The organism is Blautia sp. HCP3S3_D9 (genome assembly GCF_052063845.1).
Lineage (GTDB): Bacteria > Bacillota > Clostridia > Lachnospirales > Lachnospiraceae > Blautia_A.
In genome coordinates, this window is record NZ_JBQHWS010000035.1 from 17,308 (window position 1) to 32,383 (window position 15,076).

12 protein-coding genes and 2 tRNA genes are annotated in these 15,076 nt (G+C 42.8%); all 14 read left to right on the plus strand.

Annotated features, from left to right (window positions below; genetic code table 11):
• Positions 1-38 precede the first annotated feature (38 nt).
• Positions 39-965, plus strand: coding sequence for a MetQ/NlpA family ABC transporter substrate-binding protein (locus ACTNES_RS08890; protein WP_291805834.1), 927 nt, complete (start codon positions 39-41; stop codon positions 963-965).
• Positions 966-1,446: 481 nt separating this feature from the next.
• Complete coding sequence (locus tag ACTNES_RS08895) at positions 1,447-4,482, plus strand: leucine-rich repeat domain-containing protein (protein ID WP_441039137.1); 3,036 nt, start codon at positions 1,447-1,449, stop codon at positions 4,480-4,482.
• 451 nt (positions 4,483-4,933) lie between these two features.
• A tRNA-Val gene (locus ACTNES_RS08900) sits at positions 4,934-5,006 on the plus strand.
• Positions 5,007-5,022: 16 nt separating this feature from the next.
• Positions 5,023-5,096, plus strand: a tRNA-Met gene (locus tag ACTNES_RS08905).
• Between the two features lie 273 nt (positions 5,097-5,369).
• The gene (locus ACTNES_RS08910) at positions 5,370-5,711 is read left to right on the plus strand and encodes a hypothetical protein (protein WP_291811050.1); all 342 of its coding nucleotides are present in this window, start codon (positions 5,370-5,372) and stop codon (positions 5,709-5,711) included.
• Positions 5,712-6,112: 401 nt separating this feature from the next.
• Entirely contained in the window at positions 6,113-7,573 is a 1,461-nt protein-coding gene (locus ACTNES_RS08915; protein WP_291811053.1) for a uracil-xanthine permease family protein, read from the plus strand.
• A 259-nt stretch (positions 7,574-7,832) separates the two neighbouring features.
• Positions 7,833-8,009, plus strand: coding sequence for a hypothetical protein (locus tag ACTNES_RS08920; RefSeq protein WP_441039138.1), 177 nt, complete (start codon positions 7,833-7,835; stop codon positions 8,007-8,009).
• 121 nt (positions 8,010-8,130) lie between these two features.
• A complete protein-coding gene (trpE, locus tag ACTNES_RS08925; protein ID WP_291811054.1) occupies positions 8,131-9,618 on the plus strand; it encodes an anthranilate synthase component I in 1,488 nt (495 codons plus the stop codon).
• The gene (locus ACTNES_RS08930; protein ID WP_216458940.1) at positions 9,615-10,193 is read left to right on the plus strand and encodes an anthranilate synthase component II; all 579 of its coding nucleotides are present in this window, start codon (positions 9,615-9,617) and stop codon (positions 10,191-10,193) included. The genes trpE and ACTNES_RS08930 overlap by 4 nt, the downstream gene beginning before the upstream one ends.
• Positions 10,186-11,196, plus strand: coding sequence for an anthranilate phosphoribosyltransferase (gene trpD / locus ACTNES_RS08935; protein ID WP_291815909.1), 1,011 nt, complete (start codon positions 10,186-10,188; stop codon positions 11,194-11,196). The genes ACTNES_RS08930 and trpD overlap by 8 nt, the downstream gene beginning before the upstream one ends.
• Before the next feature lie 155 nt (positions 11,197-11,351).
• The gene (gene trpC / locus ACTNES_RS08940) at positions 11,352-12,152 is read left to right on the plus strand and encodes an indole-3-glycerol phosphate synthase TrpC (protein ID WP_320813017.1); all 801 of its coding nucleotides are present in this window, start codon (positions 11,352-11,354) and stop codon (positions 12,150-12,152) included.
• A 180-nt stretch (positions 12,153-12,332) separates the two neighbouring features.
• Positions 12,333-12,968 (plus strand): phosphoribosylanthranilate isomerase, encoded by a 636-nt coding sequence (locus tag ACTNES_RS08945; RefSeq protein WP_291811200.1) that lies wholly within the window; start codon positions 12,333-12,335, stop codon positions 12,966-12,968.
• A gap of 188 nt (positions 12,969-13,156) precedes the next feature.
• A complete protein-coding gene (gene trpB, locus ACTNES_RS08950) occupies positions 13,157-14,341 on the plus strand; it encodes a tryptophan synthase subunit beta (RefSeq protein ID WP_216458936.1) in 1,185 nt (394 codons plus the stop codon).
• A partial coding sequence (gene trpA / locus ACTNES_RS08955; protein ID WP_441039139.1) for a tryptophan synthase subunit alpha occupies positions 14,334-15,076 on the plus strand: 743 nt, incomplete at its 3' end. The genes trpB and trpA, both read left to right, overlap by 8 nt.

Here is a 15,076-nt window from a genome sequence, read left to right on the forward strand (position 1 = left end):
AAAAAAGTTAAAATATAAAACGCAGGAGGACAAGTATTATGAAAAAATTAGTAGCAGCAGTTTTAACAGGAGTATTAGTAGCAGGAACATTAAGCACAGGCGTTTACGCAAAGGACGATGACAAGACTATCACAGTTGCAGCATCCGCAACACCACACGCAGAGATCCTTGAAGAAGCAAAACCACTTCTTGAGAAAGAAGGATATGACCTGGAAGTTACAGTGTTTGATGACTATGTAAGACCAAACGAGGTCGTAGAGAGCGGTGAATTCGATGCAAACTACTTCCAGCACATTCCATATCTGGATCAGTTTAATGAAGAAAAAGGTACACACCTTGTAAATGCTGGCGGTATTCACTATGAGCCATTCGGAATCTATCCTGGAACAAAAGACAGCCTGGATGATCTGGAAGACGGAGATTCCATCGCAGTACCAAATGATACAACAAACGAAGCAAGAGCACTTCTTCTTCTCCAGGACAACGGAATCATTACATTGAAAGATGGTGCAGGATTAAATGCAACAGTTAAAGATATCGAAGAGAATCCTCACAATGTAGAAATCGTAGAACTGGAAGCAGCACAGGTAGCACGTGTTACAGGCGAGACAGCTTACGTAGTATTAAACGGAAACTACGCTCTGGAAGCTGGCTTCTCAGTAGGAAAAGATGCACTTGCATATGAGAAATCCGATTCTGAAGCGGCGAAAACATACGTAAACGTAATCGCAGTAAAAGAAGGCAACGAAGACAGCGAAAAGATCCAGGCACTTGTAGATGTACTGAAATCTGATGAGATCAAAGACTTCATCAACGAGAAATACGACGGCGCCGTAATTCCTTTTGATGACAGTGCAGACGCTGAAGAAGCAGATGCAGAAGAAACAGACAGCACAGATACAGACAATGCAGCTGATGCAGAGGAAACAGCAGAGACAACTGAAGCAGCAGAAGATGCTGAATAATTAACAAAAAACAGATTACAGAATCAGAAATTCCCTTTCCGGTAAAACTTGGAAAGGGAATTTTTTGCTGTACAGGGATTTAGAAAAATGAAAATCTAATTATAATGATGGAATACTTTAAGGCACTTAAATTATGTAATTTCTTGGTCAATTAACTAAGAGTGTCTTTATAATTCGGATAGCTGTTTTATATCTATGTGGAAAATGATAATAAAAAGAGTCTGAAAATTATTAAGATATAACATAATGGAACGATATAATTTGACAAAATAAAAATAAATACAAAAAACAATTGCGTAATATCCTAAATATACTGTATAATATGAACATATATAGGAAAATATGAGGCTAGCGTATAGGACAGACTTGAGCGGAAGAGATTTGAATAATTTATGCAGAAAGATATCCCCCAAAGGGATTCTGAAAGTTGCTCAGAAAGAGGAACAGATAAATTAATCCAAAACAAAGGAGGTTCAAGAGTATGAAGAAGAAACAGATTGCTTTATTACTGGCGGCACTTTTGTGCGTGTCACCTGCAGCAGAGTGTTCAGCAGTTATGGGCGCAGAATTTTCTTCAGGAGAAGAAACAGCGGATGTGCAGAACACAGAAGGAGATGCAGAGGATACTGCTGGTGAGATTGCAGATGTACAGGCAGAAGAAGCAACAGAGACAGCGGCAGAGCTGACAGAATCAGAGGATATCTGGACATCAGGAGAGGATGTATCAGATTTTGGAGCTGATGAAGTGCCGGAAATGGATGAGTTTACTTCAGGGGAATCAGATGTATTAGCCGATGCAGCGGAAGCGAAACAGGGCAGTGGAAATTATGAAGTAGCATATATCACGGAAGAACAGTATCATAATTGCTTACAGTCCGAAGACCGACCGGAAGTAGAGATGAAAATGGTCGAGGACACAACTCTTTCAAATGCGCTAAACAGCATAGAGGGTGAGAATACAGGATATTGCCTGGTTATACCTCATGATCTGAATGGAGAAGAAGACATCGTAGTTCCGGCAGGACTGAATGTATTTGTTGGTTATTCAGAGGATGTTAAGATCAGAAGCATTACTCCAAATGGAAACATTATATTCTGGGGTGTTGGAAATGAAAAAGAATCCATAGAGATTAAAGAAGGCCAGGGAACCGTTGGATTCCGTCAGCTTTATACATCAGGAGAGATTAAAGGAAGCGGATCAAATGATACAGTTGTATTTTATGAGGATGCAACTCTTGGCGGAATTTCAGGAGTAGAGAATCTGCATTTTGGAAAAGATTGCAGAAATGTAAATATCAGAGGCACTTCTGAATTTTACAATCTTTATAATGATACCGGACGTACAGAAGAAGACTTGGTCGTATGGATTAAAATGGAAGGATACAGTGAAAAGAAAGTTCCGGTATTCCATAAGGCATTTGACTGGGGAACTGGTGAATTTGACGGAGAAAACGGAGAGCATAGGATTGGTCAATATGGTATTGGTATCCAGTACGTGGGTGATTTTGAAAAATGGGAAATGCTGGATATCGGACAGAATAAAGTTGCTGCGAAATTTGATATGTCAGATGTTGATGCTTTGGGAATGATCGAGAGGTTTGTTGTTGCTGTACCGGACAATGATTATTTGCTGGATATGGACGGAAAAACCTGGAGACCGAATGAAGATAATAACATTGGAATTGAGATGTTCCAGGCCTGCGAAGGAATGTCCGCACAGGAAATTTTTGAAGCGTATGGAAAACGTGAATGGCCGGAAGGCGGATGCGAGGGAATAGGAATGGTACCAAGCACAGCACTGGCAGAAAGATATATGACTGCATATCAGAAAAAGAATAATACAGATGGTTATTATTTCTTACATGTTGGTGCTAAAGCAAAGATCAGTGGTACACTTACAGTTCCAGATGGGGTAAAAGCTCTTAAAGTAGAAGGTCCTAACAATCATGACGAAAGCACAGATACAGATGATTTTATTCCGGTTAATATTTCATCTGTAAATGTACCGGCAGGTAAGAAACTTTCTCTTTTCAGAATTTCTGTAAAATCAAATAATATGACTTTTACGGGAGCTGGAGAAGCAGAACTTATGGATGCCAGACTGAATGCAAATGTAAAAGCAGACAAACTTCAGCTTGTTAATGCAGTAGTTAAAAGCCTTGACTGTAAGGAACTAACTGCAAAAGAAGGCGGCAGACTGATCGTATCTGAATATCTGAACTTTGATAAAGCAGAATTCCATCCTGATCTTGTGGTTTATGGACAGCCAGGGGCATACCTGAAATTTGGAGAAATTAACAGTGCAGAATTTGCAGATGGATATAATCAGGACATTTTCCTTGGAAATGATGGGAAACAGGAAGCAAAATTATATGTAGGTGGGGCTTTGGATCTCGGCAAATATAAGTACGAGGAGGAAGAATATCCCAGAGGTCTGAATGTTATTCGTTTTGATACAAAAGCGGCACAGGCGGCAGGGGTTCCTGTTGCTCAGGACTGCTTTTTACCGACATATAATTATGACTGGAAAGAAATGGAAGGTAATGGATGGTGGGAGTATGTTAAAGCATATCAGGGAGAGTCGTCAAATCTGGTGACAATTAACAGCAGCCTGCCTGAAGAGGATTCTATTTACAAAATAAGAATCCAGTTTGGTATTGTTGAAAAAGGCGAGGAAATGCGTGTGGTAATGATGCCACGGTATTTGAATATGGATGAGTTTGAGGGATTGAGTGACGGAATTGATGGAAATAAACGTTATGCATTCTACGTGGACTGGTGGTCAAATGAGGAAAAAGTAAAAGCAGTTGAGATTCCTGCTTACTATGAGTTCGCAGGAGAATCCCTGAATAGTATTGCATCTGCACAGATTTCTACAGTTAAGACACAGGTCTATGCTGGCAAGGCAATTACACCGTCTGTAACTGTAATTTTGAATGGAAAGAAACTGAAAAAGGGAACAGACTACACAGTTTCCTATGCAAATAATACAAAAGCCGGCTCTACAGCATCTGTAATCATTACAGGTAAAGGTAATTACGTTGGCACAGCAATCCAGAATTTTGAAATTGCTGCAGTTCCTGCAAAGGGAAAAGTATATACTGTTGGCAGTCTGAAATATAAAGTGACCAAATCTGCATATAAAAACGGAACAGTAAGCGTTTACGCTCCGACAAAGAAAACACTGACAAGTGTAACTGTTCCTGCAACAGTGAAGATTAATGGCTACACATTCCAGGTAACTGCAATCGGTAATAACGCATTCTCAGGATGCACCAAACTGAAGAGTGTCAAGATTGGGTCTAAAGTTACATCAATTGGAAAACAGGCATTTAACGGATGCAAAGCACTGACTTCCATGACAATCAGCACGAATGCACTGAAAACGGTAGGATCATCTGCACTCAAGGGAATCTCTGCAAAAGCGGTGATCAAAGTTCCGGCAGCGAAATTAAGTGCATACCAGAAACTTCTCAAAGGCAAAGGCCAGAAAGCTTCTGTAAAGATTACAAAATAAAAATTATATAGTAAAAGGAGCTTGAGGCAGAACTTATAAAAGTTTTGACCTCGCATAAAAATCAGTTCCATAAAAAAGACAGTTCCTGAAAGAGAAACCCGGAAACAAAGTTGTTGTCATGAGCAATTCTGCTTCCGGGTTTCGTTTTAACGAAACTATGAGCCGTTTGTTTTAACTGAATCAAGTAAATTCCCTGCCTCAATTGCAAAAAGCAATAAGCAATGGGGGTTTGCGAATGTTCAAGTGATTCGAGTTATAGAGGTACTCTGTTTGGCTTGTATTTTGGGAAGTTTTAGGCCAGAGTTATTTTAAAATGTACAAACAATTAGAAAAATAAAAAAAATTAAAAAAGTTTCAAAAAAGGTGTTGACATCCGACAAAATCCATTATATAATAGCAAAGCAAGTTGAGACAGGAAAAAACAGAAACCACTCAACAAAACAGTAAATATGGAATCTTAGCTCAGCTGGGAGAGCATCTGCCTTACAAGCAGAGGGTCATAGGTTCGAGCCCTATAGGTTCCATATCTTAAAAGAAAATGGCGAGATAGCTCAGTTGGCTAGAGCACACGGTTCATACCCGTGGTGTCGAGGGTTCGAATCCCCCTCTCGCTACTACCTACGAAAGATAAGTCTATAAACCTGAAGGATGGGTTTATGGGCTTTTTTTCATTTCTAAATAAACCAATTCAAAAAGCTGCTTCTTCATGATATTTCCCTGCAAATAATTATGATACAGAAGAATTATGAAATGTACTATTAAGAAGAAACATAAAATTAATAATGGTTATATATGGAAAATCAAAACATTAATAGACTTAACATCCAGGACTTGTTATAATCAGCAGAAAAGAAGTGAAAAGACGAGTGTGTCGGGAGGTGAGAAACATGTTGGATAAAAAGGACATGCAAATGTTAAAGGAAATGATGGAAACTACGGTGAAGCAAACGGTAGAAATTACCGTTCAGAAAGTTATTGAACCGTTACAGAAAGATATTTGTGATTTAAAAGAAGAAGTAAACGGTGTTAAACTTCATCTTGAAAATGTAACTGATAGGAATATTTCAATCTTAGCGGAAAATCATGGTTATCTGGTAAAGAAATTTAATGAAGCCGTAGAAGCAGCACATAATAATCATGTAAATACAGTACAAACCAGTTACCTGATAGAACATGTTGCAAATCTTGAAAACAGAATGCAGGCGGTAGAAAAAAATATGGCACTGTAGTGCATGAAAACAGTAAGTCTGGATGTGAAGTCTATTGATATTTTGTTGCTGTTTACATATCACTATTCCGCGAGGTGTTTTGGCATATTCATGCCAAAATCCCGAGACATACAAGCCAAAATTCCATTGCCGTAGGCAATCTGGAATGAATTTTGGCTACGTTACTGAGAACGGAGTGAACAGTAACGATATTTTGATATTAATACATAAATTTTTGCGTACCTATTGCCATAATTTCTCAAATCCTTTATAATACTAAAGGGTAAAAGCAAGAGTTATATTAATAGTGCAGTGAGATGATAACAAGGTAGTTATTCTCAGGGGGATAGCTATCTTTTTTATAGCATGAAAAAGCCTCTTGCCGGAAAACGCCTTAACATCCACAAAAGAGAGGGAAAGGAATGGAGAAACAAGAGAAAAACACAGTAACACCTTATGATCTCGACGGAAGGCCGCCTCTGAAACTGGCAATCCCACTTGGTCTGCAGCATGTACTGGCCATGTTTGTGGGAAACCTTACGCCTCTTCTGATCATCACAGCAGCCTGCGGGATCGAACCTGGCGGAGAATTACAGGTGGCACTTCTGCAGAATGCCATGCTCATCGCAGGTATCGTAACTTTAGTTCAGGTATTTACCATCGGACCGGTCGGCGGTAAACTCCCGATCGTTATGGGAACCAGTTCCGGTTTCATTGGCGTATGTCAGAGCGTTGCCGGAGTCATGGGAAACGGCGTAGTAGCCTATGGCGCCATCATGGCAGCATCCTTTATCGGCGGTCTTTTTGAGACAGTGCTGGGAAGCTTCCTCAAACCATTGAGAAAATTTTTCCCATCTGTTGTAACAGGAACCGTTGTACTTTCAATCGGTCTTTCACTGATCTCAGTTGGTATTGGCTCTTTTGGAGGTGGAAGCTCCTCTAAAGACTATGGATCACTTGAGAACCTTTTCGTAGGTCTTGTGGTTCTGATCGTGATCGTTGCGCTGAAACACGGAACCAAAGGATTCACAAGCTTTGCATCTATCCTGATCGGTATTATCGTAGGTTATGTACTGGTAAGCATCATGTCAGCAGTTCTGCCGACCACATTTACCTATGTAGACGATGCAGGTGCAACTGTAGAAGCAACCAAGTCATGGGTATTAAACTGGGATAAAGTAGCAAGCGCATCCTGGTTTGCAGTACCAAAGATCATGCCTGTCAAATGGGTATTTGACGCAAAAGCTATCGTCCCGATCTGTATCATGTTCGTAGTAACAGCTGTTGAGACAGTTGGTGATATCTCCGGTATCACAGAGGGTGGACTTGGAAGAGAAGCTACAGACAAAGAACTTTCAGGCGGTGTTATGTGTGACGGTCTTGGATCTTCACTGGCAGCAGTATTTGGCGTACTTCCAAATACATCATTCAGCCAGAATGTAGGCCTTGTTGCCATGAATAAAGTCGTAAACCGCTTCTCCATCGCAACAGGTGGTATCTTCTTGATCGCATGCGGTCTGTTCCCGAAACTTGCAGCGCTGATCTCCATTATGCCGCAGAGTGTACTTGGCGGTGCAGCGGTTATGATGTTCTCATCCATCGTAGTTAGTGGTATCCAGCTGATCACCAAGTGGCCGGTAACACCAAGAAATGTAACCATCGTTTCTGTTGCACTTGGTCTTGGATATGGACTTGGCGCAAACTCCGCAGTACTTGCACATCTTCCACAGGCAATCACACTGATCTTCGGCGGCTCCGGAATCGTGCCTGCAGCATTGTTTGCAATCGTCCTGAATATCGTACTTCCACCGGATGAGAAATCCGAAGTAGAGATTGCTGAAGAAATTCTTGATATTAAGAAAAAAGAAGCACGGAAGAAATAAAAGATAAAATTATCTGATATCCGGGCATAAATAAAACAGGCAGAAAGCGTGAGATTCATAAATGGTGGATTTCACGCTTTCTTTTTTCACTAAGTAAGTTATCTGTTTCTGCCGAAAAATACTAATTCTATATATTTCCTATCAAAATAATAAAAATATATAACAATTTCAAATTTAGGGGTTGACAAATGAAGTTAGCAGTGGTAAATTTTTTATAAATTTAACAGACTAAACCGATGAAGCGGAAGTCAAAGCAGTCATGCGCGCACAGAGAATCCGGGTAGGTGAGAGCCGGGTGGAAATGCAGTCTGCCAAATGGGCCGCTGAGGGCGCAGTGAAAAGCAATAAGAACCAGCTTAGTATCTTGCGACGTGGGGCATACGTCAGTTGCCGGAAATATGAAGGTATTTCGCAAAGAGTACGGATCATACCGTAAATCAAGGTGGCACCGCGGGTGAAATATATACGCTCGTCCTTGACAGAAACATAAATTCTGTCGTGGACGGGCGTTTTCTATTCCTCCGGACAGAAACCAATCAACCATAGGAGGTGTTCCCATGTATCCAACATTAGAAACCATCAAACAGCTTGCACAGACAAAAGAATACCGTCGCATTCCTTTGTGCAGAGAACTCTACGCAGACAGATACACACCGGTAGAAGTAATGCGCATCCTGCGAAAAGCCAGCCGCCACTGCTACCTGCTGGAAAGCGCCAGCCAGACAGAGGTATGGGGCAGATATTCTTTCCTGGGATATGAACCATCCATGGAGATCACCTGCACAGACGGCACTCTGAAGATCCGTAAAACAGATGCTGAGGGAAATGCCGAAGAAACTGTAAAGCAGGTGAAACATCCTGGCGATACCCTCCGCGAGATCATCCGGGAATACAAAACCCCTGTAATGGAAAATATGCCGCCATTCACCGGCGGATTGGTAGGATATTTCTCCTACGATTACATCAAATACAGCGAACCAAAACTGAAACTTGAGGACAAAGAACAGCAGGACTTCCGCGATATGGACTTAATGCTTTTCGACCAGGTCATTGTATTTGACCACTTCAAACAGAAAGTCCTCCTGATCACCGGCGTAATGACAGATGACCTGGAAGCATCTTACGAAGCAGCGGTAAAGAAATTAGAGGAAATGGCACAGCTCATCCGAAACGGGGAGCACATGGAATTCGAACCACTGAAACTTCAGTCCGAGATCCAGCCGAAGTTCCCGAAAGAAAAATACGCAGACATGGTGGAGAAAGCCAAACACTACATCAAAGAGGGCGATATTTTCCAGGTAGTACTTTCTAATCCGATGCGTGCAAAAGCAACAGGAAGCCTGTTCGATACTTATCGTGTTCTCCGTGCAACGAACCCGTCACCGTATATGTTCTACTTCTCCAGCGATGACATCGAACTTGCAGGTGCTTCACCTGAAACACTTGCGAAACTGGAGAACGGCACTTTGAGTACTTTCCCTTTGGCAGGAACCAGACCAAGAGGAAAGACAAGAGAAGAGGATAAAGCTCTTGAAGAGGGACTTCTCAAAGACGAGAAAGAACTGGCAGAGCACAACATGCTGGTGGATCTTGGCAGAAATGATATCGGAAAGATCAGCAAGATCGGAACCGTAAAAGTAGAGAAATACCTCTGCGTAGAACGTTTTTCCCATGTTATGCATCTGGGCTCTACAGTAACAGGAATCATCCGGGATGATAAAGATGCGGTAGACGCAGTAGACTCCATACTTCCGGCAGGAACCCTTTCCGGAGCACCGAAATTCAGAGCCTGCCAGATCATCGAAGAACTGGAACAGAGCAAACGAGGAATCTACGGTGGCGCCATCGGTTATCTGGATTTCGCAGGAAACCTGGATACCTGCATTGCCATCCGACTGGTCTACAAAAAGAATGGAGAAATCTGTATCCGCTCCGGAGCCGGAATCGTGGCAGACAGTGTTCCGGAAAAAGAATTCCAGGAATGCTGCAACAAGGCAAGAGCCGTGGTACAGGCAATTGAACAGGCACAGGAGGGATTAGAATGATATTACTGATCGATAATTATGACAGCTTTTCCTATAACTTATATCAGCTCATCGGAGCAGTAGAGCCGGACATCAAGGTAGTGAGAAACGATGAGTGTACACTGGAAGAAATCGCAGAGATGAAACCGGAAGCCATCATTTTATCCCCTGGTCCAGGACGTCCGGAAGACGCAGGCATCTGCATCCCGGTCATCAAAGAATTTGTAGGAAAGATCCCAATCCTTGGTGTATGTCTGGGACATCAGTCTATCTGCGAAGCCTTTGGCGGAACTGTATCTTATGCAAAAGAACTGATGCATGGAAAGAAAAAACTGATGTACAAAACATGTGAAAGCCAGCTTTTCAAAGGACTGCCGGATACTTTTGCAGCAGCCAGATATCATTCTCTGGCAGCATTGAAAGATACTCTGCCGGAGGAACTGAAAGTGACTGCAGAGTCAGAGGACGGCGAGGTCATGGCAGTGGAACATACGAAATATCCTGTCTTCGGAGTACAGTTTCATCCTGAATCTGTAATGACACCGGACGGCAGAGTAATGATAGAGAATTTCATGGAGGTAGTAAGAAATGATTAAAGAAGCCATTATCAAATTATCAAAGAAACAGGACTTAACATACACAGAAGCAGAAACTGTAATGGACGAGATCATGAGCGGTCAGGCAACACCTGTACAGATGTCCGCCTATCTTACAGCTTTATCCTTAAAAGGAGAGACCATTGACGAGATCACAGCTTCTGCAGCAGGCATGAGAGCACACTGTATCAAACTTCTCCACGACATGGATGTTCTGGAAATCGTAGGTACAGGCGGAGACGGATCAAACTCCTTTAACATTTCCACCACTTCTTCCCTGGTGATCGCAGCAGGCGGTGTTCCGGTTGCCAAACACGGAAACAGAGCAGCATCCTCCAAATCAGGTGCAGCAGATGTTCTGGAAGAACTTGGCGTCAAGATCACATTAACACCGGAACGCAGCGCAGAGATTCTGAAGAAGATCAACACCTGCTTCTTATTTGCACAGAACTACCACATCGCCATGAAATACGTAGCACCGATCCGAAAAGAACTGAGTATCCGAACCGTATTTAACATTCTTGGACCGTTAAGCAACCCGGCAGGCGCAAACATGGAACTGATGGGCGTTTATGATCAGGCACTGGTAGAGCCACTTGCACAGGTAATGGCAAACCTTGGTGTAAACAGAGGAATGGTTGTTTACGGACAGGACAGCCTGGATGAGATTTCCATGTGTGCACCGACATCTGTATGCGAGATCAAGGATGGCAAATTCACATCCTACGAGATCACACCGGAGCAGTTTGGTTATGAGAAATGCGAGAAAGGCGCTCTCACAGGCGGCACTCCTGCAGAGAATGCAGAGATTACCAAAGCAATTTTAAAAGGCGAAGAAAGAGGACCGAAGCGTCAGGCAGTCTGCTTAAATGCAGGTGCAGCACTTTATATCGCAGGAAAAGCAGCTTCCATAGAAGAAGGTGTGAAACTTGCGGAATCCCTTATCGACAGCGGAGCGGCACTGAAGAAACTGGAAGAATTTGTGGAAGAGACAAATAAATAACTCTGGTGAACTTCCTGATATTATTTATTACATTATTGACTTGTATTTATAGATAGAAACGTTGGGAATACATAGTGAAAAATAATGTGATGATAGAGGTCATAAATAAAAAGTAACAGCGAAACAAAGAATATGAAAGAATAATCATAAAGCTTATGAAGAATATATTAGAAGAAATCGCAGCCAGAACAACTGAACGGATCGCAAAAGAAAAAGCACAGGTTTCCATATCCGAACTGGAGAACAGAATCCAGGAGATCAACAAAACCGCATCACAGAAAATGACATTCCTGCAGGCACTGCAGAAGGATGGCATGTCCTATATCTGCGAAGTAAAGAAAGCGTCCCCGTCCAAGGGTCTGATCGCACCGGATTTTCCATATCTGGCGATCGCGCAGGAATATGAACAGGCAGGTGCAAGCGCAATCTCCTGCCTCACAGAACCTTTCTATTTCCAGGGATCTGACCAGTACCTGAAAGAAATCGTAGCTACCGTACAGATTCCGGTGCTCAGAAAGGATTTCACAGTAGATGAATATATGATCTACCAGGCAAAGTCCCTGGGAGCATCTGCAGTACTTCTTATCTGCGCAATCCTCGATGACGGTGCACTGAGAGCCTACAGACAGCTTGCAAAAGAGCTGGGGCTGGATGCGCTGGTAGAAGCACATGATGAGTACGAAGTAGACAGAGCCTTAAATCTGGGGGCAGAGATTGTCGGAGTAAACAACCGCGACCTCAGAACATTCCAGGTAGATATGAACAACAGTATTCGCCTGAGAAAAATGGCACCGGACAATGTAGTCTTTGTCTCTGAAAGCGGAATCCGTACCCCGGACGATATCAAACTTCTTTATGAAAATCAGGTAGATGCCGTATTGATCGGTGAAACACTTATGCGAAGCCCGGATAAGAAAGCAGCGCTGGAAAGTCTGAATGGCAGTCCATTACATTAAAACGGTAATACTTACTACAGCATATTGCTCATGAATAATTGAAATAAGTAGCTTTCTGATTTGCTGAAACTATATTATAAGTTAAGTGAACATTTGCAAGCTGATTCAGTTAAAAGTTTATCAGCAAATTCAGAATGGTTGAAAACTTTCAATTTGAGTATCATCTGTAGAGGAATTGATATGAATAAAGAACAACAGCAAAGAACAAAAATTAAAATCTGCGGTCTGAAACGCCCGGAAGACATTACATATGTAAACGAGGCAAAACCAGACTACTGCGGATTTATCATAGAATTTCCCAAAAGCACCAGAAATGTCACAGGTGACCAGGTAAGAACTCTTATCGCAAACCTGCACCCGGACATTATCCCGGTAGGTGTTTTTGTAAACGCTTCCCCGGAAAGGGTAGAGGAACTGCTTCTTGACGGAACCATCCAGATCGCGCAGTTCCACGGACAGGAAGATGATGACTACATCCGAAGGATCCAGAAAAGCACCGGACACCAGGTCATCAAAGCCTTTTCCATAAAAACAGCTCAGGATATCGAACAGGCATTGCAAAGCCCTGCAGATTACATCCTGCTGGATCAGGGAGGCGGCGGAACCGGTAAGACCTTTAACTGGTCCCTGATCCCGGAGATAACCAGACCATTTTTCCTTGCAGGAGGCCTCGGCCCTGAGAACCTTGAACAGGCAGTTCATATGATCCGTCCTTATGCGGTAGATTTAAGCAGCAGCGTAGAGACAGAGGGTGTAAAGGACAGACAGAAAATACTGGAAGCAGTGAATCTGGTGCATAAAAATAATAAGATATAGAACAGAATGCAAAAAGCTTAGATAAAGCCAGATAAATGTTCTGCTTTGAGTAAATTAAGAAAGTATTCTGCTTCAATTGTAAAAAGTAATAGGAAGTAAGAAATTAGAAGAATCCTATATAGATTTGAAAAACAATAGAAACTGGATTTTATTATTACCATAATTAGATATACAAGGAGGATACACAGATGTCAAAAGGAAGATTCGGCATCCACGGAGGACAGTACATACCGGAAACATTAATGAACGCTGTCATCGAACTGGAAGAAGCCTACAACCACTACAAAGATGATCCGGAATTTAATGCAGAACTCACAGAGCTTCTGAACGAATATGCAGGAAGACCATCCCGTCTCTACTTTGCATCCCACATGACAGAAGACCTTGGCGGCGCAAAAGTATACTTAAAGAGAGAAGATTTAAACCACACAGGCGCCCACAAGATCAACAACGTACTTGGCCAGGTACTCCTTGCCAAGAAAATGGGTAAAACCCGTGTCATTGCAGAAACAGGTGCAGGACAGCACGGTGTAGCCACAGCAACAGCAGCAGCTCTCATGGGTATGGAATGTGAAATCTTCATGGGAAAAGAAGACACAGAACGTCAGGCATTAAACGTATACAGAATGCGCCTTCTCGGAGCAAAGGTTAACGCAGTTACCTCCGGTACAGCAACACTGAAAGATGCTGTTTCTGAGACAATGAGAGAGTGGACAAATCGTATTTCCGATACTCATTATGTACTCGGCTCCGTAATGGGCCCGCACCCATTCCCGACAATTGTCCGTGATTTCCAGGCAGTCATTTCCAAAGAAATCAAAGAACAGATCCTTGAGAAAGAGGGCAGACTTCCGGATGCAGTTCTCGCATGTGTAGGCGGCGGCTCCAATGCAATCGGAACATTCTACAACTTCATCAATGACAAAGACGTCCGTCTGATCGGATGCGAGGCAGCAGGCCGCGGTGTAAACACAGCAGAGACAGCAGCAACCATCGCAACCGGCAAACTGGGAATCTTCCACGGAATGAAATCCTACTTCTGCCAGGACGAATACGGCCAGATCGCACCGGTATACTCCATTTCCGCAGGTCTGGACTACCCGGGAATCGGACCGGAACATGCACATCTCTATGACACAGGACGTGCTGAATATGTACCAGTCACAGACGAAGAAGCAGTAGAAGCATTTGAATACCTCTCCAGAACAGAGGGAATCATCCCTGCAATCGAGAGCGCTCATGCAGTAGCTTACGCAAAGAAGATTGTTCCACAGATGAGCAAAGACCAGATCGTAGTCATCACAATCTCCGGACGTGGAGATAAAGACTGCGCAGCAATCGCACGTTACAGAGGGGAGGATATTCATGAATAAGAGAATTACAGAAGCATTTGAAAAAGGAAAAGCATTTATCCCGTTCATTACCTGCGGAGATCCGTCTCTGGAAGTAACAGAACAGCTTGTATACGCAATGGAAGAGGCAGGTGCAGACCTGATCGAACTTGGAATCCCATTCTCCGACCCGACAGCAGAAGGCCCGGTGATCCAGGGAGCAAATGTAAGAGCACTTTCCGGTGGAGTGACTACCGATAAAGTATTTGATATGGTACTTAATATAAGAAAGAACAGTTCCATTCCGATGGTGTTTATGACTTACGCAAACGTAGTATTTTCTTATGGAACAGAACGTTTCATTAAGAAAGCAGCAGAGATCGGTATGGATGGACTGATCCTGCCGGATGTACCATTTGAAGAGAAAGAGGAATTTGACACTGTATGCAAAAAATATGGCCTTGACCTGATCTCTCTGATCGCACCGACTTCTCATGAAAGAATCGCACAGATCGCAAAAGAAGCAGAAGGGTTTGTATACTGCGTATCCTCACTCGGCGTTACAGGAACCAGAACAAATATCACTACAGATATCGGCGCAATGGTGAAACTGGTAAAAGCTGCAAAAGACATTCCATGTGCAGTAGGATTCGGAATCTCCACACCAGAGCAGGCGAAGAAAATGGCGGCACAGTCTGATGGCGCGATCGTAGGATCTGCAATTGTGAAGTTGTGTGCACAGTATGGAAAGGATTGTGTACTGTATGTAAAAGAATA

Excerpts from the sequence above, each read along its gene's own strand:
- trpC (WP_320813017.1), top strand. The coding sequence starts at position 11,352 with ATGAAGAATATATTAGAAGAAATCGCAGCCAGAACAACTGAACGGATC.
- ACTNES_RS08930 (WP_216458940.1), top strand. The coding sequence starts at position 9,615 with ATGATATTACTGATCGATAATTATGACAGCTTTTCCTATAACTTATAT.
- ACTNES_RS08920 (WP_441039138.1), top strand. The coding sequence starts at position 7,833 with ATGCGCGCACAGAGAATCCGGGTAGGTGAGAGCCGGGTGGAAATGCAG.
- ACTNES_RS08915 (WP_291811053.1), top strand. The coding sequence starts at position 6,113 with ATGGAGAAACAAGAGAAAAACACAGTAACACCTTATGATCTCGACGGA.
- trpD (WP_291815909.1), top strand. The coding sequence starts at position 10,186 with ATGATTAAAGAAGCCATTATCAAATTATCAAAGAAACAGGACTTAACA.
- trpE (WP_291811054.1), top strand. The coding sequence starts at position 8,131 with ATGTATCCAACATTAGAAACCATCAAACAGCTTGCACAGACAAAAGAA.
- ACTNES_RS08945 (WP_291811200.1), top strand. The coding sequence starts at position 12,333 with ATGAATAAAGAACAACAGCAAAGAACAAAAATTAAAATCTGCGGTCTG.
- ACTNES_RS08910 (WP_291811050.1), top strand. The coding sequence starts at position 5,370 with ATGTTGGATAAAAAGGACATGCAAATGTTAAAGGAAATGATGGAAACT.
- trpB (WP_216458936.1), top strand. The coding sequence starts at position 13,157 with ATGTCAAAAGGAAGATTCGGCATCCACGGAGGACAGTACATACCGGAA.
- ACTNES_RS08890 (WP_291805834.1), top strand. The coding sequence starts at position 39 with ATGAAAAAATTAGTAGCAGCAGTTTTAACAGGAGTATTAGTAGCAGGA.
- ACTNES_RS08895 (WP_441039137.1), top strand. The coding sequence starts at position 1,447 with ATGAAGAAGAAACAGATTGCTTTATTACTGGCGGCACTTTTGTGCGTG.